Below are 21,005 nucleotides of genomic sequence, written 5' to 3'. Positions count from 1 at the left end.
ACGAAGGTAGCGCCGACCGGGCCCGGTGTCATTGCCGTATCGCCAGACGGTCATGACACCGGGCCCGGGGGCGCTGTCGCCCGCCCCCGCCGGGGCCTCTACTGGGCGGCGACCGCTGCCGCGACGGTGTCCGCGAGCGGGGTCGTCGGGCGGCCGATCAGCCGGGCCAGGTCCCCGCTGGTACCGGCGAGGCGCCCGCGCCGCGCCGCCTCGTCCACGTCCACCAGGATCGCGGCGAAGTCGGCCGGCAGGCCGGCGCCGACCAGGATCTCCTGGTGCACGGCGGCCGGTACGTCGTTGTGGACGATCTCCTTGCCGGACGCCCGCGCCACCTCGGCGGCGTACTCGTCGAACGACCAGGCGACATCGCCGCTCAGCTCGTAGGCCCGGCCCAGGTGGCCCTCGCCGGTCAGCACGGCGACGGCCGCGGCGGCGTAGTCCGCACGGGTGGCGGAGGCGATCCTGCCGTCGCCCGCGTTGGCCACGACGGCGCCGTGGGCCAGGACGGGGGCCAGGTTCGCCGTGTGGTTCTCGGTGTACCAGCCGTTGCGCAGGAAGGTGTACGGCAGGCCGGAGTCGAGGATCAGCTGCTCGGTCGCCTTGTGCTCGTCGGCCAGCAGGAAGTCCGCGTCGGGGCCGCCCAGGATGCCGGTGTACGCGAGCTGCGCGACACCTGCCGCCTTGGCCGCGTCGATCACCGAGGCGTGCTGCGCGACCCGGCTGCCGACCTCGCTGCCGGAGATCAGCAGGACCCGGTCACCGGCCCGGAAGGCGCCGGCCAGGGTCTCCGGCCGGTCGTAGTCGGCTATCCGGAGCTCGACGCCACGGGCGGCGAGGCCGGCGGCCTTCTCCTTGTTCCGGACCACGGCGGCGATCCCGGCGGCGGGCGTGGTGGCCAGCAGCTGGTCGATGACGAGTCGGCCGAGCTCTCCGGTGGCTCCGGTGACGACGATGCTCATGGGATTTGCTCCTCTTTAGGTGCTCATGTTCCGTTCGTTCGTTCTGTTACTCACCTTAGGTACAGCGCTAACTAAAAGAAAGTACGCACTTTGAAGTAAGGTACTGGTATGAGCGTAAGTACCGTGAGCAGCGTGAGTGAGGGGGCCGGCGCGGCGCGGCGGCCGGACGTGGGGCGGCGGGATGTGCGGGAGCCGATGTGCCCCTCCCGGGTGGTGCTCGAACACGTCACCAGCCGCTGGGGTGTCCTGGTGCTCGCCGCCCTGCTGGAGCGCTCGTACCGCTTCAGCGAGCTGCGCCGCGAGGTCGGCGGGGTCAGCGAGAAGATGCTGTCGCAGACGCTCCGGACGCTGGAGCGCGACGGCTTCGTGGACCGGGACGCCAAGCCCGTCATCCCGCCCCGGGTGGACTACACGCTCACCGCGATGGGCCGGGAGGCCGCCGAGCAGGTGTGGGGCCTGGCCCGCTGGTCGGAGCGGCAGCTCGACGCCGTGGACGCGGCGCGCGCCGCGTACGACGCGAGCGAGCGGGGCTCCGGCTGAACCGTGCGCCGGGCGGTCAGCCCGCACGCGGCCGGTGCCGCTCGTCCCTCGCCCGCAGCTCCCGTGAGACGTCGAACGGCAGGATCGTCACCACCACGTGGGGCAGCTGCGTCAGCGTCTTCCCCATCTTCTCGCCCGTGCCCCGGTGCAGCAGCTTCCCGAGCGCGTTGCCGTACATCCGCCGGGGCACCAGGACCGTCAGCCAGGTCTCGCCGTCCTCGGTGCTGCGGTACGCGAGCTCCCTCATCGCGTGACGCAGCCGCCGGTCCGGGCAGGCCACCAGCTCCAGCGGTACGGCGGTTGCGGACGTCGCCTCCCAGCGGGCGGCCAGCCGCCCGGCGTACGCCTCGTCGATCGAGAAGTGCACCGCCCGGATCTCGTCGGGCCGCAGCTCATGCGCGTACCGCAGGGCCATCAGCGTCGCCAGGTCCAGCGTCTCGACCAGCACCAGGACCAGATGGCGCCGGTACACCGCCCGGTCCGCGCCGGGGGCCTGGATGCCCTGGAGCGCGGCGGCCTCACGCCGGTACTCGCGGTTGATCCGGGTCAGCGTCCACACCCCGAGCGGGAAGATCACCACGACCAGCCAGGCGCCCTCGGTGAACTTGGTGACCGCGAAGATCAGCACGACGGCGGCCGAGGTGACCGCCGCGAGCGCGTTGAGCGTGATCTTCGCCCTGCGGTACCGGTCCCGGCGCCGCAGGTGGTAGACGGTGAGCCCGGCCCCCGCCATGGTGAACGCGGTGAACACGCCGATCGCGTAGAGCGCCACCAGCTTGTCGACACTGGCACCGGTCACCAGCAGCAGCGCCAGCGAGACGACGGTCAGCGCGATGATGCCGTTGGAGAACGCGAGGCGGTGCCCGCGCCGGGTCAGCACCCGGGGCAGGAACCGGTCCTCGGCGACGAAGCTGGCCAGATAGGGGAATCCGGTGAACGGGGTGTTGGCACCCGTGTAGAGGACCAGCGCGGTCGCCAGCTGCACGAAGACCAGCCCGACCGTGCCCACGATCCCGCCGCCGAAGGCGAGATGGGCCTCCTGCGCGATGACGGTCGGCGTGCCGTCCGTGTACGGGACGGCGTGGGTGAAGTGCGCCAGCGTGGAGACACCGAGCACGAGGACGCCGAGGATCACGCTCATGGTGATGAGGGTGCGGCGCGCGTTGCGGCCCTGGGGCTCACGGAACGCGGAGATCCCGTTGGAGATCGCTTCGAGCCCGGTGAGGGACGAGCCGCCGTTGGCGAACGCGCGCAGCACGATGAAGAGCGAGGCCCCGTAGAGCCAGCCGTCGCCCGGGGTGCCGAGCGGCACGACCCCGGCGGCGTGCAGATCGGCGTGCGGCAGCCCGCCGGTCAGCCCGCGCACTGCGGAGACGGCCAGGACCAGCCCGACGGCGGCCATGAACAGGTACGCGGGCAGCGCGAAGAGCCGGCCCGCCTCCCGGACCCCGCGCAGGTTCCCGTATGCGAGGAGCACGATCACGCCGACGGAGACCGGCAGCTGGAGGTGGTCCAGGCCGGTGAACTCGTTGCCGGCCAGATGCGCGAGTGAGATCAGGGCGTTGGTGCCGGCCGAGACCTGTACGGCGACGGTGACGATGTAGTCGACGAGCAGCGCCACGGCGGCGACCTGCGCGACGTTCGGCCCGAAGTTCTCCCGGGCGACGACGTACGAGCCACCCGCCCGGGTGTAGATCGTCACCACATCGCTGTAACAGAGCGTCAGCAGCAGCAGGACCAGCAGGATCGCGAACGTCACCGGCATGAGCAGCGTGAACGCGGCGGCGCCGACGACCGGCACCAGGACCCGGAGCATCTCCTCGGAGCCGTACGCGGACGAGCTGATGCAGTCGGAGGCGAGCACCCCGAGCGCCGTCCGGTTGTTCAGCTTCTCCTCGCTGATGTGTTCCGTGGTCAGCGGCCTGCCGAGCAGTCGCCGTTTGATGCGGTACGCCGGACGGTCCAGGGTCATGGCCACATGGTGCGCGGGCACCGGCCGGGGCCCGGTCCGCAATCGCCGGACACCCGGAAAGTCAGCCCGTTCGGCGACGCGACACGGCTCCCGGAGGATGAGCCGTTCCTCCGGGAGCCGCGCTGTACTGCCGGCCGTGCGGCCGGCGGTGACTGCTAGCCGATCACGGTCCAGTTGTCGGTCCCCGCGAGCAGCGCGCCCAGGTCGCCCTTGCCGTTCCGCTCCACGGCGGTGTCCAGCTGCTCCGACATCAGCGTGTCGTAGACCGGTCGTTCGACGCTGCGGAGTACTCCGATGGGGGTGTGGTGGAGGGTGTCGGCGTCTGCGAGTCGGGTGAGTGCGAAGGCGGTGGTGGGGCTGGTGGCGTGTGCGTCGTGGACGAGGATCTGTGACTTGTTGTCCTCGGTGACGGTGACCACGGTCAGGTCGCCGGTGAGTGTGTCGCGTACGACGCCCTTGGTGTTGTCGCTGCCGAAGAGGATCGGTTGTCCGTGTTCGAGGCGGATGACGGCTTCCTGGGCTTGTTCCCGGTCCTTGAGGACTTCGAAGGCGCCGTCGTTGAAGATGTTGCAGTTCTGGTAGATCTCGACGAGTGCGGTGCCGGGGTGGTCGGCGGCGGCGCGCAGGACGCTGGTGAGGTGTTTGCGGTCGGAGTCGACGGTGCGGGCGACGAAGGATGCCTCGGCGCCGATGGCGAGCGACAGCGGGTTGAAGGGGGCGTCGAGTGAGCCCATGGGGGTGGACTTGGTGATTTTGCCGATTTCGGAGGTGGGGGAGTACTGGCCTTTGGTGAGGCCGTAGATGCGGTTGTTGAAGAGGAGGATTTTGAGGTTGACGTTGCGGCGGAGGGCGTGGATGAGGTGGTTGCCGCCGATGGAGAGTGCGTCGCCGTCGCCGGTGACGACCCAGACGCTGAGGTCGCGTCGGGAGGTGGCGAGTCCGGTGGCGATGGAGGGTGCGCGGCCGTGGATGGAGTGCATCCCGTAGGTGTTCATGTAGTACGGGAAGCGGGAGGAGCAGCCGATGCCGGAGACGAAGACGATGTTCTCTTTGGCGAGTCCGAGTTCGGGCATGAAGCCCTGTACGGCGGCGAGGACGGCGTAGTCGCCGCAGCCGGGGCACCAGCGCACTTCCTGGTCCGACTTGAAGTCCTTCATCGACTGCTTGGCCTCGGACTTCGGCACCAGCTGGAGGAGTTCGTTGGCCTCACCCCCGGTGCCGGTGCCGGTCGCGGTCCTGGGCTGCAGGAGCTCGTTGGTCTCAGGCATCGATGGCCTCCTTGAGGGCCGTCGCGAGCTGCTCGGCCTTGAACGGCATGCCGTTGACCTGGTTGTAACTGTGCGCGTCCACCAGGTACTTGGCCCGGATGAGAGTGGCCAGCTGCCCCAGGTTCATCTCCGGGACGACCACCTTGTCGTAACGCTTCAGCACCTCGCCGAGATTCCGCGGGAACGGGTTGATGTGGCGCAGGTGTGCCTGGGCGATGGGCTGCCCGGCGGCGCGCAGCCGGCGGACGGCGGCGGTGATGGGCCCGTAGGTGGAGCCCCAGCCCAGGACCAGCGTCCGGGCCTCGGCGGGGTCGTCGACCTCCACGTCCGGGACCTCGATGCCGTCGATCTTGGCTTGGCGGGTGCGGACCATGAAGTCGTGGTTGGCGGGGTCGTAGGAGATGTTGCCGGTGCCGTCCTGTTTCTCGATGCCGCCGATGCGGTGTTCGAGGCCGGGGGTGCCGGGGACGGCCCAGGGGCGGGCCAGGGTCTGCGGGTCGCGTTTGTAGGGCCAGAACACTTCGGTGCCGTCGGCCAGTTCGTGGTTGGGTGCGTGGGCGAACTGGACGCGCAGGTCGGGGAGGCTGTCCGTTTCGGGGATGCGCCAGGGCTCGGAGCCGTTGGCGAGGTAGCCGTCGGAGAGCAGGAAGACCGGGGTGCGGTAGGTCAGGGCGATCCGGGCGGCGTCGAGTGCGGCGTCGAAGCAGTCCGCCGGGGTCTTCGGGGCGACGATCGGTACGGGGGCCTCGCCGTTGCGCCCGTACATGGCCTGGAGCAGGTCGGCCTGCTCGGTCTTGGTGGGCAGCCCGGTCGAGGGACCACCCCGCTGGATATCAATGATCAGCAGGGGCAGTTCGAGGGAGACCGCGAGCCCGATGGTCTCCGACTTCAGCGCCACGCCCGGACCCGATGTCGTGGTGACTCCGAGTGCTCCGCCGAAGGCGGCGCCGAGTGCGGCGCCGATGCCGGCGATCTCGTCCTCGGCCTGGAAGGTGCGTACGCCGAAGTTCTTGTGCTTGGAGAGTTCGTGCAGGATGTCGGAGGCCGGGGTGATGGGGTAGGAGCCCAGGTAGATGGGCAGATCGGCCTGGCGGCCTGCGGCGATGAGGCCGTAGGACAGGGCGAGGTTCCCGGAGATGTTGCGGTAGGTGCCGGTGGGGAAGGCCTGGGTGGCGGGGGCGACCTCGTAGCTGACCGCGAAGTCCTCGGTGGTCTCGCCGAAGTTCCAGCCCGCCCGGAACGCGGCGACGTTCGCTTCGGCGATCTGTGGTTTCTTCGCGAATTTGGTCCGCAGGAAGGTCTCGGTTCCCTCGGTCGGGCGGTGGTACATCCACGAGAGCAGCCCGAGCGCGAACATGTTCTTCGAGCGCTCGGCTTCCTTGCGGGGGAGCCCGAAGTCCTTCAGCGCCTCGATGGTGAGGGTGGTCAGGGGCACCGGGTGGACGTTGTACGCCTCCAGTGAGCCGTCTTCCAAGGGATTTGTCTGGTATCCGACCTTGGCCATCGGGCGTTTGGTGAACTCGTCGGTGTTGACGATGATTTCGGCGCCGCGTGGGACGTCGGCGATGTTGGCTTTGAGTGCGGCCGGGTTCATCGCGACGAGGACGTTGGGTGCGTCGCCGGGGGTGAGGATGTCGTGGTCGGCGAAGTGGAGCTGGAACGAGGAGACGCCGGGCAGGGTGCCTGCGGGGGCGCGGATCTCGGCGGGGAAGTTCGGCAGGGTGGAGAGGTCGTTCCCGAAGGAAGCGGTCTCCGAGGTGAACCGGTCACCCGTGAGCTGCATACCGTCACCGGAGTCACCCGCGAAACGGATGATCACCCGATCCAGACGGCGGATCTCCTTGTCACCGTTGTCCGGTGCGGACTGGGGGGCACGCTGTCCCCCTACGAGCGCGTCACTGGCCTCATCGGCCTGCTCGGCTGGGCTACTGACCTGGCTGGTCACTTACTGGACCTCCCTCGGCGCGGTGGCTCGGAACCTTCCGGCCCGCCGGCGGTCCCAGGCCCCACCCTACGTCTGTAAGGGTCGCCTTCCTCTGGCCGATCATAAGTTGGACGGCATTTTGAGACGCCTGTCGGACGCCGTCCCGCCATGATTCATCAGCCACCCTGATCCTCGTTGGACCCTCACTGGAAGAGGGGGTGGAGCGAGTCGCGGAAGCCCCGTCCGACAGCCGTCCCGGGGCGTCAGGAGTTCAGGTAGGTCAGCACGGCCAGCACCCGCCGGTGGTCGCCGTCACTGGGGGACAGCCCCAGTTTCTGGAAGATGTTGCTGACGTGCTTCTCCACCGCGCCATCGCTCACCACCAGCTGTTTTGCCACCGCGGAGTTGGTCCGCCCCTCCGCCATCAGGCCCAGGACCTCGCGCTCACGGGGCGTCAGCCCGGCCAGTACGTCCTGCTTACGGCTCCGGCCCAGCAGCTGCGCCACCACCTCGGGGTCCAGCGCCGTACCGCCCTGCGCCACCCGGACCACCGCGTCCACGAACTCCCGGACCTCGGCGACCCGGTCCTTCAGCAGGTACCCCACGCCGCGGCTGGATCCGGCCAGCAACTCGGTGGCGTACTGCTCCTCGACGTACTGCGAAAGGACCAGTACCCCGATGCCCGGGTACTCCTTTCGGAGCCGCACCGCGGCCCGCACGCCCTCGTCCGTGTGGGTCGGCGGCATCCGCACGTCCGCGACCACCACGTCGGGCAGCGCGTCCTGGGCGGCGAGGTCGCTCACTGTCTTGATCAGCGCCTCTGCGTCCCCGACCCCTGCCACGACGTCATGACCGAGATCGGTCAGCAGCCGGGTGAGTCCCTCCCGGAGCAGTACCGAATCCTCGGCGATGACTACGCGCACCCTGTCCTCCACCACGACGTCTGTTCCCCCACCGCTAGCTGTTCCCGCCCGTATGCCGATCAGCATCCAGCATCCCAGTATCGGCGGTGACGCCGCGAGCGTTCGAAGGGTTGCGCCGCCGGGGAAGCCGGGGAAGCCGGGGAAGCCGGGGAAGCCGGGGAAGCCGGGGAAGCCGGGGAAGCCGGGGAAGCCGGGCTCGCCGGGGTGGAGGGGGCTCGGTGGGGGTGGTGGTCAGCCGCGCCAGGGGAGTTCGGCCGTGATCTTGGTCGGGCCGCCCACCGGGGACTCGACGACCAGGATGCCGTCCACCGCGTCCAGCCGCTCCGTCAGACCGGCCAGGCCGCTGCCCGACGTCAGGCCGGCGCCGCCGCGTCCGTCGTCGGTGACCTGGAGCATCAGGCGGTCCGCCGTCCGCCATACGTCGACGGAGGCGCGGGTGGCGTGGGCGTGCTTGCTGACGTTCTGGAGCAGTTCCGAGACGGTGAAGTACGCGATGCCCTCGATGGCCTGCGCGGGCCGGGACGTCAGGTCGACCTCGACCGTGACGGGGACGGTGCAGCGGGAGGCGATGGCGGAGAGCGCGGCGTCCAGGCCGCGGTCGGTGAGGACTGCCGGGTGGATGCCCCGGGCCAGGTCGCGGAGTTCCTGGAGGGCGACCTTGACCTCGCCGTGCGCCTCGTCGACCATCTTGGCCGCGGCCTCCGGGTCGGCCGTCAGCTTCTCCTTGGCCAGCCCCAGATCCATGGCGAGGGCGACGAGGCGGGCCTGGGCGCCGTCGTGGAGGTCGCGTTCGATGCGGCGCAGGTCGGCGGCGGCGGTGTCGACGACCACGCCCCGGTCCGACTCCAGCTCGGTGACCCGCGTCGCCAGCCGGGACGGGCTGAGCAGCCCGGTCACCATCAGCCGGTCCACCGAGGTCAGAGCGCGCACGATCCACGGGGTGAGCAGCACGAACAGCAGCCCGACCGCGCTGGTCAGGGCCAGCTCGGCGGGGGAGTCCAGATAGATCTGGTGGCCGTCGTCCCCGTACAGCTGGACCCCCTCGACGCCCGTGTACGCCGGGAAGATCCAGTGCCACGCCGGGTAGGTGAAGGCCGCCAGGCCCCAGGACCACAGGGCCGTCGTGACGACGAAGCCGAAGACCGCCCACGGCAGGTGCAGCAGGGAGTAGAGCAGGTGCCGCCAGGACACCCCGCTCTTCAGGACCGCCCCGACCCACGACATCAGCCCGCCGGTCCGCCCCCGCACCGGTGCGGGCGACGCCACGTCGAGCCGCAGCAGCCCCCGGGCCCTGGCCCGCTCCAGCGCGCCGAACCCGCGGCACATCGCCAGTGCGGCGGCCAGCACCGGAACCCCCAGGAAGGTGATGAGCAGGCCGGCACCCAGCGTCGTCATGGTGATCGCGAAGCAGAAGAACACGATGCTGAGGGGCATGCTGAGCAGCAGATACGTGGTCTCGCGCCAGGTCCGGCCCTCGAAGGGGGCGCGCAGTACGGCGGGGACCACGTGCCTGGGCTCGGGACGGTCGTTCCCGGCTCCCGGACCGGTGCCGAAGCCGGTGTCGAAGCCGGTGCCGGAGCGCTGCTGGTCCCGTGTGTCCGGTCCGTATGCCATGGCCATGGCGTCCATCCGTTTCTTCCGCGTCTGCTCTTCTGATTGTGCCGGGGTGCCGCTGCCACGCGTTCCGTACGCGTCTCCGCAGGTGCGGAGGCGGTGGTGGCGGAGGCGGTGGGTCACGCGTGCCGTACTGCTTCAAGGGTGCTGTGCCGGGCGGCGGCGCACCATGAGGCCGGTCTCCCTCTTCGGCCGGGGGTTTTCCCCACCATGGGAGGCGTCCGGGCCGGTCGTGCGGTGGCGCGGCTCCGCCACCCCGGGTGCTGCGGTGCTGCGGCCCTATGGCTTACGCCTTCTCCAGGCGGCCGCGGGTGGCGGCGGCATGCTCGTTCTCCCGGTCGCGCCAGGGCAGCTCCGCCGTCACGGTGGTCGGGCCGCCGGGCGGCGAGTCGAGGACGAACAGCCCGTCGACGGCGCCCAGCCGCTCGGCCAGCCCCGACATCCCCGTACCGCCGTCCATCGAGGCGCCGCCGCGTCCGTCGTCGGTGACCTGGATCAGCAGCCGGTCCGCCGTCCGCCACACGTCGACGGAGGCCGTGCGCGCCCCGCTGTGCTTGCTGACGTTCTGGAGCAGCTCGGAGACGGTGAAGTACGCGATGCCCTCGATGGCCTGCGCGGGCCGGCCCGGCAGATCCACCCCCACCGTGACGGGCACGGTGCAGCGGGAGGCGATGGCGGAGAGTGCGGCGTCCAGGCCGCGGTCGGTGAGGACGGCGGGGTGGATGCCCCGGGCGAGATCACGGAGTTCCTGGAGGGCGACCTTGACCTCGCCGTGCGCCTCGTCGACCATCCTGGCCGCGGCCTCCGGATCGTCGGTCAGCTTCTCCTTTGCGAGACCGAGCCCCATCGCGAGGGCGACGAGGCGGGCCTGGGCGCCGTCGTGGAGGTCGCGTTCGATGCGGCGCAGGTCGGCGGCGGCGGTGTCGACGACCACGCCCCGGTCCGACTCCAGCTCCGCGATGCGGCGTTCCAGCTCGTCGGAGGGCGACAGCAGCCCGCGCACCATGCCCCGGTCGGCGTTGGCCATGAACCGCGCCGTATAGGGGAGTACCGGCCACAGGACGAAGAGGCTCACGAGCGTCACCGCGAAGGTGAGCACGCCCCACGGCAGCCGGATGAAGGAGTACAGCACCGCGCGCCAGCCCACCGGGTCCTTGAGGCTCGACCACAGCCAGGCGAAGAACCCCTCCTCGCGGCGGACCCGGGCCATCGGGCTCGGCTCGTCGATCCGTACCCCGAGCAGCCCCCGGGCCCGGCCGCGCTCCATCCGGCCGATCAGCCGCGAACCCTGGAGACCGGCGGCCAGCAGGGGCAGCCCGATCACCGTGACCGCGAGCCCGACGCCGATGCCGATCATGAGCACCGAGTAGATGAACCCGAGGATCGCCATCGGGAGGTTGGCGAGGAGATGCGCGATCTCCTTCCACGTGTACGTGTCGAAGGCGATGCGGACGGGCGGCGGCCGGTCGTTGCCGGGTACCTGCGGGCTCATGGTCATATACCCAGCCTGCCGGGTGGGGCATCCGGACGCCATGGGGCTCGTGGGTGACGTGAAGTGGGGATAACCCCACCCGTTGCACGACGCGACTGCTTACTGTTCCTTTACAGGGCCTAGACTCCCGTGCGTACAGATCGTCGAACAGGTTTGAGGGAGCGAGGGGGCGGACGTGACGGACGTTGCGGACCTGTCGGGACCGGCCGTTCTCGCGTCGGAGTACTTCCACAGCTACTCGGTCGTCGGACTGCTCGCCGTGGTCGGGGTGCTGTTCGTCGCCGTCGCCTTCGGAGCCGGCCGGCTGATGCGCCCGGTGGTCCCGACGCCGGAGAAACTCCTCACGTACGAGTGCGGCGTGGACCCCGTGGGGGAGGGCTGGGCCCACACCCAGGTCCGTTATTACGTGTACGCCTTCCTGTACGTGATCTTCGCCGTCGACTCGATCTTCCTGTTCCCCTGGGCGACCGTCTTCGCCGCGCCCGGATACGGCGCGACGACGCTGGTGGAAATGTTCATCTTCCTCGGTTTCCTGGCCGTGGGACTGCTCTACGCATGGAAGAAGGGCGTCCTCGAATGGACGTGACGAGCCCGTCGTCAGCCGGTCAGCCGCAGCCCCAGCCGCAGTCGGGACCGGAATCGGGTCCCGCACCCGTACCCGTACCCGGGCCCGAACCCGTGCCCACGTTCCTTCCCGAGCCGAAGCGGCTCGGAGTGCTGTCCCGGCTCGCGCCCGAGCCGATGAAGGTGGTCCTCAACTGGGGACGCCGCTACAGCCTCTGGGTCTTCAACTTCGGACTCGCCTGCTGCGCGATCGAGTTCATCGCCGCTTCCATGGCGCGCCACGACTTCATCCGGCTCGGCGTGATCCCGTTCGCGCCGGGCCCCCGCCAGGCCGACCTCATGATCGTCTCCGGCACGGTGACGGACAAGATGGCCCCGGCGGTGAAGCGCCTGTACGAGCAGATGCCCGAGCCCAAGTACGTCATCTCCTTCGGCGCCTGCTCCAACTGCGGCGGCCCGTACTGGGATTCGTACTCGGTGACGAAGGGGGTCGACCAGATCATCCCGGTCGACGTCTACGTCCCCGGCTGCCCGCCCCGGCCGGAGGCCCTGCTCCAGGGGATCCTCAAACTCCAGGAGAAGATCGCCCGCGAGTCGCTCAGCGAGCGCTACGGGACGGGCGGCGCGGCCCGTCCGTCCACCGCCGCGCTGCGCAGCGGACTGGTCGCCGCGCCGTCCGTGACCGGTTCCGCCCCCGACTCCCCGAAGGAGGAGGGGAAGTGATCGCCGCCGAGAGCTACGACCGGCTGCCGGACGCCGTCGCCGAGATCTTCGGCGAGGACGCCACGGCGGAGCAGTCGTACGAACTGCTGACCGTCGACGTGCCACCCGCGTCCTGGATCGCCGCGCTCGAAACGGCCCGCGACCGCCTCGGCTGCACCTACTTCGACTGGCTGAGCGCCGTCGACGAACCGGGCACGGGCTTCCGGGTCTGCGCCCATCTCGTCGCGCTGCCCGACCGTGCCGGCCCCGGCCCTGCGGTCCGCCGGCTGCTGGTCCGCACGACCGTTCCGCACGAGGCCGCGGTGCTGCCCAGCGCGATCGGCGTCTACGCGGGCGCCGCCTGGCACGAGCGCGAGACCCACGAGATGTTCGGCATCGGCTTCGACGGCCACCCGCACCTGGTTCCCCTGCTGCTGCCCGAGGGCTTCGAGGGCCACCCGCTGCGCAAGGACTTCGTCCTGGCGGCCCGCGTGGCGAAGGCCTGGCCGGGCGCCAAGGAGCCGGGCGAGTCGGAGCACGGCGGCCCGAAGCGCCGCACGATGCTGCCGCCCGGCGTCCCCGACCCGAACGAATGGGGCCCGCTGAAGGGCCAGCTCCCGCCTGCCCCCGCCCGCCCCGCCCGCGCGGCGAGGCCGGCGGGCGACCGCCCGGCCCGCCGCACCCGCAGCGCGAGCGACGGCTCGGCGGGCCAGCGGCCGGCCGTAGCCCCCGACACCGCGCCGAGCCCGGCCCCGGGGACGGCGCCCCGGGCCACACGGGCTTCGGGCCCGGCCCCGGGTACGGATGCGACTGCTCCGAACACGGACGCACCGGCCCCTGCGCCCGCTCCGGCGACGGACGCACCCTGGCACAACGCCCGCCCGGCCTTCGACGACGCAGCGGACCGGGATGCCGGGGCTCCGGCTGACGCCGATGCCGCTGCCGATGCCGCTGATTCGGCACCGCCCCAGCCCCTCCGGCGTTTGAGGAGCGGGGGCCCGGGGGCGGAGCCCCCGGTTCGGGAAGGGGCGGGCAGGGGAGAGCCCCCGCGCAGCGGCACCCCCACCGAGCAACCCCCCAACGCGGCAGACGCGGCCAACACGACAGACACAGCCGACGCCGCAGACACACCCAAGACACCCGACACACCTGAAGCCCCCGACACACCCAACACCCCCGCCGGAGGCGATACCGAGTGAACGACGTACTGGACGTCGCCCTCCGCCTCGTCATCGTGTTCGCGGTGTTCATGGTCGTCCCCCTCGTCGTCGGCCAGGCCGAACACAAGGTGATGGCCCACATGCAGGGCCGCCTGGGACCCATGTACGCCGGCGGTTTCCACGGCTGGGCCCAGCTCGTCGCGGACGGCGTGAAGTTCGTACAGAAGGAAGACATCGTCCCGGCCGAGGCCGACCGCCGCGTCTTCCAGCTGGCCCCCGCCGTCGCGCTGCTCCCGTACCTGCTCGTACTCGTGGCCATCCCGATCGGCCCCGGCGAGGGCGCGGTCGGCCAGGTGGTCGACGCGGGCATCTTCTTCGTGCTCGCGGTGATGGGCATCGGCGTGCTCGGCTCGCTCATGGCGGGCTGGGCATCGGCCAACAAGTTCTCGCTGCTCGGCGGGATCCGCACCGCCGCCCAGCTGCTCGCGTACGAGCTGCCGATGCTGCTCGCCGCCGCCTCGGTGGCGATGGCGGCCGGCACGGTCTCGCTCCCCGGCATCCTCGACGCCTTCGAGTGGTGGTGGCTGCCGTGGCAGATCGTCGGGGCCCTGGTCTTCTTCGTGGCAGGGCTCGCCGAACTCCAGCGCCCGCCGTTCGACATGCCGATCGCGGACTCGGAGATCATCTTCGGCGCGTACACCGAGTACACCGGCCTACGGTTCGCCCTGTTCCTGCTCGCCGAGTATGCGGGCATCGTCGTCTTGTGCGCGCTGACCACCGTCCTCTTCCTGGGCGGCTGGCACGGTCCGCTGGGCGCCGACGGACTGGGCTGGGTCTGGACCCTCCTGAAGGTCGCCGTCCTCGCCTTCGTCGTCATCTGGCTGCGCGTGAGCTATCCCCGTCTCCGCGAGGACCAGCTGCAGAAGCTCGCCTGGACCACGCTCATCCCGCTCGCTCTCGCGCAGATCGCGCTCACCGGCATCGTGAAGGTGGCGATCAACTAGTGCCCCCGATCCCCGGCGCAGGCCTGGCCAAGGGTCTCGCCGTCACCCTGCGGACGATGACGAAGAAGACCGTCACCGCCCAGTACCCGGACGCGCAGCCCGAACTGCCGCCCCGCTCCCGAGGCGTCATCGCCCTCTTCGAGGAGAACTGCACGGTCTGCATGCTCTGCGCCCGTGAGTGCCCGGACTGGTGCATCTACATCGACTCCCACAAGGAGACGGTGCCCGCCGCCGCCCCGGGCGGGCGCGAGCGCAGCCGTAACGTCCTGGACCGCTTCGCCATCGACTTCTCGCTCTGCATGTACTGCGGTATCTGCATCGAGGTGTGCCCGTTCGACGCGCTGTTCTGGTCGCCGGAGTTCGAGTACGCGGAGACGGACATCCTCGAACTCACCCACGAGCGCGACAAGCTCCGCGAGTGGATGTGGACGGTGCCGGAGCCGCCGGCGCTCGATCCGGGGGCCGAGGAGCCGAAGGAGATCGCCGCCGCACGCAAGACGGCGGACAAGCTCCGGACCAAGCGTGAGCAGGAGGCCGCCGCCGAGGCCGCCCCGCCCACTCCGACGGATCCCGCCCCGACGGATCCCGCCCCGACGGACCAGGAGGGCCAGGCGTGATCGCCGTCCACGTCCTCGCCGACGGCCCCGCCCACGTCCTCGCCGCCGGGAGCCACCCGGGCTTCCTCTCCCCGGCAGGCATCGAGATCGCTTTCGTGCTGGTCGGGATCGCCACCCTCGGCGCGGCCCTCGTCACCGTCACGACCAGACAACTGGTGCACGCGGCCCTCTGGCTGATCGTCGCGCTCGGCGGGCTCGCCGTCGAATACCTGCTGCTCACGGCCGAGTTCATCGCCTGGGTGCAGGTACTGATCTACGTCGGTTCCGTCGTCGTCCTCCTGCTGTTCGGCCTGATGCTCACCAGGGCCCCCATCGGCCGCTCCCCGGACGCCGATTCGGAGAACCGCTGGGCCGCCCTCGCGGTGGCGGTCGCCGCCGCCGGCACCCTCGTATGGGTCGTCGTCGACGCCTTCCGCACCACCTGGATCGAACTGGACGGACCGGCCCAGGGCTCCACCGAGGCCACCGGCGCCTTCCTCTTCCGCCACTGGGTACTGCCCTTCGAAGCGCTCTCCGTCCTCCTGCTCGCAGCGCTCGTCGGCGCGGTCGTCCTGTCCCGCAAGGCCCAGGAAGCCAAGGCCCAGGCAGCCAAGGGGCAAGCGGTCAAGGGCCCGAAGCCCCAGGGAGCCAAGAGCCAGGCAGCCAAGTCCCAGGCAGCCAAGAGCCAGGCCGCCGAGAGCCGAGAGGACAACAGCTGATGCACCTCGCCTATCCCGCCGTGCTCGCCGTCCTCCTCTTCTGTACCGGCCTCTACGGGGTCCTCGCGCGCCGCAACGCGATCCTGGTCCTGATGTCCGTCGAGCTGATGCTCAACGCGGTCAACCTCAACCTGGTCGCGTTCGACGTATGGCTGCGCGACGCCCTGCACTCCGGCCAGGCCCTCACCCTGTTCACCATCGCCATCGCGGCGGCGGAGATCGGCATCGGCCTGGCCATCGTCCTCGCCGTGTACCGCAACCGGGGCAGCTCCGACATCGACCGCCTCCGCGACACCGCCGAGACCGACGAGGCCGAGGAACTCCCGGACGACGCCAGGGACACCGAAGTCCCCGAAGACCAGGCCACTGCTCCGGCAGGGAAGGCAAAGAAGGCAGAGGCCACCCCGTGACCACCACGACCCTCGCCGTTCTCGTCCCCCTCCTCCCGTTCCTGGGAGCCGCGGCCGGCCTGCTCCTCGGGCGCACGGCCCCCGGCTACGTCCGCCCCCTCGCCGTACTGCCCTCCCTCGCCACCCTCGTCATCGCCGCCGTCGTCGCGGCCCGCCAGGGCGGCGGCCGGGCCATCGACGCCGCGACCCAGCTCACGCCCACCGGCTCGGTCCCGATCGACCTGGCGCTGCACCTCGACGGCTTCGCGGTCCTCGTCGCCGTGCTGGTCGCCCTCGTCGCGAGCTGCGTGCAGATCTACTCGACCGCGTACCTGCGCGACGACCCCCGCTACTCCTCGTACGCGGCCCTCGTCTCCCTCTTCACCTCCGCGATGCTGCTCGTCGTCTACTCCGGCGACCTGATGGTGCTCCTGGTCGGCTGGGAGGTCATGGGCATCTGCTCGTACTTCCTGGTCGGCCACTACTGGGAGACGCCCGAGGCCCGCGCCGCCTCCCTCAAGGCGTTCCTGGTCACCAAGCTCGGTGACGTCCCCTTCCTCATCGGCCTGTTCGCCCTCGCCGCCGACACGGGCACCTTCCGCATCACCGGCATCCTGGGATCCGTCGCCCACGGCGGCCTCGACCACCCCACCGTGATCGCCCTGCTGCTCCTGGCCGGTGTCGCGGGCAAGTCCGCGCAGTTCCCGCTGCACACCTGGCTGCCCGACGCCATGGCCGGTCCCACCCCCGTCTCCGCGCTGATCCACGCCGCGACGATGGTCGCCGCCGGCATCTACTTCGTGGCCCGGCTGCTCCCCGTCTTCGCCGCCTCGGGCGCGGCGCTCGTCGTCCTCGCCGTGATGGCCGCCGTCACGATGATCGGCTCCGGACTCGCCGCACTCGCCCAGGACGACATCAAACGCGTCCTCGCCTACTCCACGATCGGGCAACTCGGCTACATGTCCGGCGCCCTGGCCGTCGGCGACCGGGGCGCCGCCGTCTTCCACCTCCTCTCGCACGGCGCGTTCAAGGCCGTCCTCTTCCTCGCCGCGGGCGTCGTCATCCACGCTGCGGGCACCAACTCACTGGCCGCCATGTCCCGCATGGGCGGCCTGGCCAAGCGCATCCCGGACGCGTACTGGACGATGAGCGTCGCGCTCCTCGCGCTGGCCGCCGTCCCGCCGTTCGCCGGCTTCTTCTCCAAGGAAGCCGTCCTCGTCGCCGCCGAACACACCGCCCTCGGCGACCGCCACGTCGCCCCGGCCGCCGCCGGCTGGACCGTCCTGGTCGCCGGGCTGCTGGCCGCCGTGCTCACCGCCGCGTACGCCACCCGCCTCTGGCTCCTCGCCTTCCGCGGCCGGGGCGCCGAGGCCCCCGACCACGGCAGGCAGCCCGTCGCCATGACCTCGGTCCTGTGGGTCCTGGCCGTCCCCACCATGGCGTTCGGACTGACCGTCGGCGTGATCACCGACTGGTTCGACGGCCACAGCCTCACCCCGTCGCTGACGACCGCCGTCCTGTCCACCGGCGTCGGCCTCGTCGGCGGACTCGTCACCTACGGGGCCTGGCGCCACACCACGGCGCTCGCCGCCCGCACCCCCATGGGCTCCGTCGTCGCCCACCCCGACGCCGAACCCGCCCTCATCGAGATCGAGGCCATGGAGAGCCGCACCGCCGCCTACGGGGACACCGGCGACGCCCCCGACCCGGCCGACCCCGGCCGGCTGCTGCTCGGCCCGCTCCACCGCCACGCGGCCGCCGGCTTCCACCTGGACGCCCTCTACGCGGCACTGTTCGTCCGCCCCGTCCAGGCGGCGGCGAGCCTCGTCCGCTTCCTGGACCGCGAGGTCGTCGACACCTACGTACGCGGCTCCGCCACCGGCGCACGCTGGCTCGGCACCGCCGTCCGCCGTGCCCAGACCGGCAACGTGCAGACCTACCTCAGCGCGCTGCTCGCCGGTTCCCTGGTCCTGGCGGTCGCCGCCGTCGTCTTCGCCAACGTCAACGCCGGGTCGTGAGCCGTGATCGATATCAGCGCATCCGTGATGCAGTTCCTTCTGGCGTTCATCGTCGTCGCCCCGCTCCTCGGAGCCGTCGCGGCCCTGCTCCCGGCCCCGCCCGGACTCAAGGGCCGCAACCCCGACCAGGCGGTGCTCCGCCACGGCGTGACCGTGACCGGCGTGATCCTCATCGCCGCGATCGTGCTCGCCCTGGGCTTCGACCACGACCACCCGTCGAAGATGCAGGCCACCACCGACATCAGCTGGATCCCGGCGCTCGACGTCCGCATCCATCTCGGCATCGACGGCATCTCGCTCCCCCTTCTCGTACTGACCGCGCTGCTGACCTTCCTCTGCGCGCTCCACAGCTACTTCAAGCTGCCTGCGGGCCCCTCCCCGAAGGCCTTCGTCGCCCTGATCCTGGTCCTGGAGTCCGGCACCCTCGCGACCTTCGCCGTCCTCGATCTGCTGCTGTTCTTCCTGGCGTTCGAGATGGTGCTCATCCCGATGTACTTCCTCATCGCCCGCTGGGGCGGTGCGCAGAGGCAGGCGGCCGCCTGGAAGTTCATCCTCTACACACTGCTCGGCTCGGTCGTCATGCTGCTCGGGCTGCTCCTCATCGGACTGAAGAGCGGCACCTTCGACATGGTGGCACTCGCCACTGACAACGGCCGAGGCCTCACCTCGTCCGTGCAGGTCATCGCCGTTCTCGCGATCGGCGTCGGACTCGCCGTCAAGACCCCGATGTGGCCGCTGCACAGCTGGCTCCCGGACGCCCACACCGCCGCCCCGACCGTCGGCTCGGTCCTCCTCGCGGGCGTCCTGCTGAAGATGGGCACGTACGGATTCGTCCGGATCCTGCTCCCGATCGCCCCCGACGGCATGCACACCTTCGCGCCCTACCTCGCCGCCTTCGCGGTCGCCGGCATCATCTACGGATCGCTCGCCTGCCTGGCCCTCGTCCGGCCCGGCGCCAAGGGCGACCTGAAGCGCCTGATCGCGTACTCCTCCGTCGGCCACATGGGCTTCGTACTCCTCGGCATCGCGAGCATGACTCCCACCGGCGTCAACGGCGCGCTCTTCGCCAACATCGCCCACGGGCTCATCACCGGCCTGCTGTTCTTCCTGGTCGGCGCGGTCAAGGACCGCTACGGCACCGCCGACCTCGACACCCTCTCCGGCGCCACCGGCGCCGCGCTCTACGGCAGCGCGCCCCGCCTCGGCGGCCTCCTCGCGTTCACCGCGATCGCCTCCCTGGGCCTGCCCGGCCTCGCCGGGTTCTGGGGCGAGATGCTCACGCTGTTCGGCGCCTTCGACCCGGCCGACGGCCTGAGCCGCCCCGCCTTCCTGACCTTCATGTCGGTCGCCGCGTTCGGCACCCTGCTCACCGCCGCGTACATGCTCATCCTGGTGCGCCGCGTCTGCATGGGCGCCAAGCGCGAGGAACCGCACCGGATCCCCGACATCCAGCACCACGAGTTCGCCGCCTGGACCCCCCTCGCCGCCCTCACCGTCCTGGCCGGGCTGTGGCCCGCCGTCCTCCTCGGCCTCACCGACCCGGCCGTGCAGAAGCTCCTCGCAGGAGGCAAGTCGTGACCACAGCGGCCGAGAGCACCACCGACCTCGTCCACACCGCGGCCGAGAGCACCACCAGCCTCGTCCAGTCCGTCGACTGGCTCGCCATCGCGCCCCCGGTCACCGTCGCCGCCGTCGCCCTCGTCGTCCTGGTCGCCGACCTCTTCGTACCCAGGGAACGCAAGCCGCTCCTCGGCTACGGCGCCGTCGCCGGCCTCGTGGCCGCCCTCCTGTTCCTCCTCCCGCTGCGCGACGGCGACCGCTCCACCTTCTGCCTCAGCGCCGGCACCCACGCCTGCAGCTACACCGCCGATCACTTCACCCTGGTCATCCAGCTCCTGGTGCTCGGCGGCGCCCTGCTGACCGCGCTGCTGTCGATCGGGGACACCCGCAAACTGCCGGCCGGCGAGTTCTGGTTCCTGCTGCTGTCCTCCGCCGCCGGTGCCGCGCTGCTGCCCGCCGCCCGCGACCTCGCCACCCTCGTCGTCGCCCTCGAAGTCGCCTCGCTGCCCGCGTTCGCCCTCGTCGGCATCAAGCGCGGAGACCGGCGATCCTCCGAGGCCGCGCTGAAGTTCTTCCTGTCCTCCGTCGTCGCGACCGCCGTGATGCTGCTCGGCGTGAGCTTCGTCTACGCGGCGACCGGCACCCTGCACCTCACGGAGATCGCCGCCCGCCTCGACGACGTACCCGGGCAGCTCTCCACCCTCGCCGAGGCGGGCGTCGCCCTCACCCTCGTCGGCTTCGCCTTCAAGACGGCCGCCGCCCCCTTCCACTTCTGGGTCCCCGACACCTATGTCGGCGCCCCGCTGCCGATCGCCGCCTACCTCTCGGTCGTCGGCAAGGCGGTCGGCTTCTCCGGCCTCATCCTCGTCACCGTGGTCGCGTTCCCCTCCTACGCGGACGTCTGGGGCCCCGCCCTCGCCGTCCTCGCCGCGATCACCATGACCGTCGGCAACGTCGCGGCCCTGCGCCAGAGCGCAACCCGCGCGCGCAGCGCCGTACGCCTCCTGGCCTGGTCGTCCGTCGCCCAGGCCGGCTACCTCCTGGTGCCGATCGCCGCCGCCGCGTACGCCGGCGACCGGCAGATCGGCTCCACCGTCGCGTACGCGCTGATGTACGCCGTCGTGAATCTCGGCGCCTTCGCGGTCGCCGCCCTGGTCGCCCGCACCAGCCCCGGCAACCGGCTGGCCGACTACCGCAACCTCTACGCCACCCGCCCCCTGGCGGCCCTCACCCTGGGCTTCTTCCTGCTCTGCCTGGCCGGACTGCCGCCGGGCATCATCGGCCTCTTCGCCAAGGTCACCGTCTTCTCCGCGGCCGTCGACGCCGGACTCGGCTGGCTCGCCGTCGTCATGGCCGTCAACGTCGTGATCGCGCTGTACTACTACCTCCAGTGGACCGCCGCCCTGTTCCGCGGCCCCGCCGAGGACGAAGCCCGGGACGGCGCGCAGGACGGTACGGAGCAGCGCCCCGCCACCCACCACCGCGCCCCGGCACCGCTCACCGCCGCGATCGTCATCACCGCCGTCGCCGGCATCGCCCTCTCCGGCGCACCCCAGGCGGTCCTCAGGTTCGCCGACGTCAACCTGTTCTGACCCCGGCAA

The 21,005-nt window shown here is 71.0% G+C and carries 18 protein-coding genes; 11 read left to right on the top strand and 7 right to left on the bottom strand.

The window, feature by feature from the left end; genetic code table 11:
* Positions 1-98 precede the first annotated feature (98 nt).
* On the bottom strand, positions 99-959 hold the full coding sequence (locus tag EDD93_RS06420) for an SDR family oxidoreductase (protein WP_123524228.1): 861 nt from the start codon (positions 957-959) through the stop codon (positions 99-101).
* A gap of 195 nt (positions 960-1,154) precedes the next feature.
* Here EDD93_RS06420 and EDD93_RS06415 point away from each other — a divergent pair, with 195 nt between their 5' ends.
* Positions 1,155-1,499, top strand: coding sequence for a winged helix-turn-helix transcriptional regulator (locus EDD93_RS06415; RefSeq protein ID WP_398904999.1), 345 nt, complete (start codon positions 1,155-1,157; stop codon positions 1,497-1,499).
* Between the two features lie 16 nt (positions 1,500-1,515).
* Here EDD93_RS06415 and EDD93_RS06410 read toward each other — a convergent pair whose 3' ends face one another.
* The 6 genes from EDD93_RS06410 to EDD93_RS06385 all read right to left on the bottom strand — a co-directional run bounded on the left by EDD93_RS06410 (position 1,516) and on the right by EDD93_RS06385 (position 10,698).
* Positions 1,516-3,471 carry an APC family permease gene (locus tag EDD93_RS06410; RefSeq protein ID WP_123524226.1) on the bottom strand — a complete coding sequence of 652 codons (1,956 nt, stop codon included), beginning with the start codon at positions 3,469-3,471 and terminating at the stop codon, positions 1,516-1,518.
* Between the two features lie 155 nt (positions 3,472-3,626).
* Positions 3,627-4,739 carry a 2-oxoacid:ferredoxin oxidoreductase subunit beta gene (locus EDD93_RS06405; RefSeq protein WP_398902985.1) on the bottom strand — a complete coding sequence of 371 codons (1,113 nt, stop codon included), beginning with the start codon at positions 4,737-4,739 and terminating at the stop codon, positions 3,627-3,629.
* Complete coding sequence (locus EDD93_RS06400) at positions 4,732-6,684, bottom strand: 2-oxoacid:acceptor oxidoreductase subunit alpha (RefSeq protein ID WP_123524225.1); 1,953 nt, start codon at positions 6,682-6,684, stop codon at positions 4,732-4,734. Before EDD93_RS06400 ends, EDD93_RS06405 begins: the two co-directional genes overlap by 8 nt.
* A gap of 242 nt (positions 6,685-6,926) precedes the next feature.
* Positions 6,927-7,586 (bottom strand): response regulator transcription factor, encoded by a 660-nt coding sequence (locus EDD93_RS06395; RefSeq protein ID WP_123527611.1) that lies wholly within the window; start codon positions 7,584-7,586, stop codon positions 6,927-6,929.
* 231 nt (positions 7,587-7,817) lie between these two features.
* Complete coding sequence (locus EDD93_RS06390) at positions 7,818-9,206, bottom strand: sensor histidine kinase (RefSeq protein ID WP_123527610.1); 1,389 nt, start codon at positions 9,204-9,206, stop codon at positions 7,818-7,820.
* A 280-nt stretch (positions 9,207-9,486) separates the two neighbouring features.
* Positions 9,487-10,698 (bottom strand): sensor histidine kinase, encoded by a 1,212-nt coding sequence (locus tag EDD93_RS06385; RefSeq protein WP_123524224.1) that lies wholly within the window; start codon positions 10,696-10,698, stop codon positions 9,487-9,489.
* Between the two features lie 169 nt (positions 10,699-10,867).
* Here EDD93_RS06385 and EDD93_RS06380 point away from each other — a divergent pair, with 169 nt between their 5' ends.
* From EDD93_RS06380 to EDD93_RS06335, 10 genes are read left to right on the top strand one after another with little or no spacing between them, the layout of a single operon-like run.
* Positions 10,868-11,278, top strand: coding sequence for an NADH-quinone oxidoreductase subunit A (locus tag EDD93_RS06380; RefSeq protein WP_123524223.1), 411 nt, complete (start codon positions 10,868-10,870; stop codon positions 11,276-11,278).
* Positions 11,269-11,979, top strand: a complete 711-nt coding sequence (locus tag EDD93_RS06375; RefSeq protein ID WP_311318303.1) for an NADH-quinone oxidoreductase subunit B — start codon at positions 11,269-11,271, stop codon at positions 11,977-11,979. Before EDD93_RS06380 ends, EDD93_RS06375 begins: the two co-directional genes overlap by 10 nt.
* Positions 11,976-13,157: an NADH-quinone oxidoreductase subunit C gene (locus EDD93_RS06370; RefSeq protein WP_123524222.1), complete on the top strand. Its 1,182-nt coding sequence runs from the start codon at positions 11,976-11,978 to the stop codon at positions 13,155-13,157. The genes EDD93_RS06375 and EDD93_RS06370 overlap by 4 nt, the downstream gene beginning before the upstream one ends.
* Positions 13,154-14,122, top strand: coding sequence for a complex I subunit 1 family protein (locus tag EDD93_RS06365; RefSeq protein WP_123524221.1), 969 nt, complete (start codon positions 13,154-13,156; stop codon positions 14,120-14,122). The genes EDD93_RS06370 and EDD93_RS06365 overlap by 4 nt, the downstream gene beginning before the upstream one ends.
* On the top strand, positions 14,122-14,739 hold the full coding sequence (locus tag EDD93_RS06360; RefSeq protein WP_123524220.1) for an NADH-quinone oxidoreductase subunit I: 618 nt from the start codon (positions 14,122-14,124) through the stop codon (positions 14,737-14,739). The genes EDD93_RS06365 and EDD93_RS06360 overlap by 1 nt, the downstream gene beginning before the upstream one ends.
* Complete coding sequence (locus EDD93_RS06355) at positions 14,739-15,437, top strand: NADH-quinone oxidoreductase subunit J (protein WP_260255887.1); 699 nt, start codon at positions 14,739-14,741, stop codon at positions 15,435-15,437. The genes EDD93_RS06360 and EDD93_RS06355 overlap by 1 nt, the downstream gene beginning before the upstream one ends.
* Positions 15,437-15,847, top strand: coding sequence for an NADH-quinone oxidoreductase subunit NuoK (gene nuoK / locus EDD93_RS06350; RefSeq protein ID WP_123524219.1), 411 nt, complete (start codon positions 15,437-15,439; stop codon positions 15,845-15,847). Before EDD93_RS06355 ends, nuoK begins: the two co-directional genes overlap by 1 nt.
* Positions 15,844-17,844 (top strand): NADH-quinone oxidoreductase subunit L, encoded by a 2,001-nt coding sequence (locus EDD93_RS06345; protein WP_123524218.1) that lies wholly within the window; start codon positions 15,844-15,846, stop codon positions 17,842-17,844. The genes nuoK and EDD93_RS06345 overlap by 4 nt, the downstream gene beginning before the upstream one ends.
* A 27-nt stretch (positions 17,845-17,871) precedes the next feature.
* The gene (locus tag EDD93_RS06340; protein WP_123524217.1) at positions 17,872-19,422 is read left to right on the top strand and encodes a NuoM family protein; all 1,551 of its coding nucleotides are present in this window, start codon (positions 17,872-17,874) and stop codon (positions 19,420-19,422) included.
* Positions 19,419-20,996, top strand: coding sequence for an NADH-quinone oxidoreductase subunit N (locus EDD93_RS06335; protein WP_123524216.1), 1,578 nt, complete (start codon positions 19,419-19,421; stop codon positions 20,994-20,996). The genes EDD93_RS06340 and EDD93_RS06335 overlap by 4 nt, the downstream gene beginning before the upstream one ends.
* Positions 20,997-21,005: the final 9 nt, after the last annotated feature.

The sequence above is a fragment of the Streptomyces sp. 840.1 genome (assembly GCF_003751445.1).
GTDB lineage: Bacteria > Actinomycetota > Actinomycetes > Streptomycetales > Streptomycetaceae > Streptomyces.
Note: the sequence above shows the minus strand (reverse complement) of the source record. Positions and strands in the feature narration are given on the sequence as shown.

What these genes read in the sequence shown, in the direction of transcription:
- EDD93_RS06415 (WP_398904999.1), top strand. Translation starts at nt 1,155, where the DNA reads ATGTGCCCCTCCCGGGTGGTGCTCGAACACGTCACCAGCCGCTGGGGT.
- EDD93_RS06375 (WP_311318303.1), top strand. Translation starts at nt 11,269, where the DNA reads ATGGACGTGACGAGCCCGTCGTCAGCCGGTCAGCCGCAGCCCCAGCCG.
- EDD93_RS06385 (WP_123524224.1), bottom strand. Translation starts at nt 10,698, where the DNA reads ATGACCATGAGCCCGCAGGTACCCGGCAACGACCGGCCGCCGCCCGTC.
- EDD93_RS06410 (WP_123524226.1), bottom strand. Translation starts at nt 3,471, where the DNA reads ATGACCCTGGACCGTCCGGCGTACCGCATCAAACGGCGACTGCTCGGC.
- EDD93_RS06420 (WP_123524228.1), bottom strand. Translation starts at nt 959, where the DNA reads ATGAGCATCGTCGTCACCGGAGCCACCGGAGAGCTCGGCCGACTCGTC.
- nuoK (WP_123524219.1), top strand. Translation starts at nt 15,437, where the DNA reads ATGCACCTCGCCTATCCCGCCGTGCTCGCCGTCCTCCTCTTCTGTACC.
- EDD93_RS06390 (WP_123527610.1), bottom strand. Translation starts at nt 9,206, where the DNA reads ATGGCCATGGCATACGGACCGGACACACGGGACCAGCAGCGCTCCGGC.
- EDD93_RS06405 (WP_398902985.1), bottom strand. Translation starts at nt 4,739, where the DNA reads ATGCCTGAGACCAACGAGCTCCTGCAGCCCAGGACCGCGACCGGCACC.
- EDD93_RS06340 (WP_123524217.1), top strand. Translation starts at nt 17,872, where the DNA reads ATGCAGTTCCTTCTGGCGTTCATCGTCGTCGCCCCGCTCCTCGGAGCC.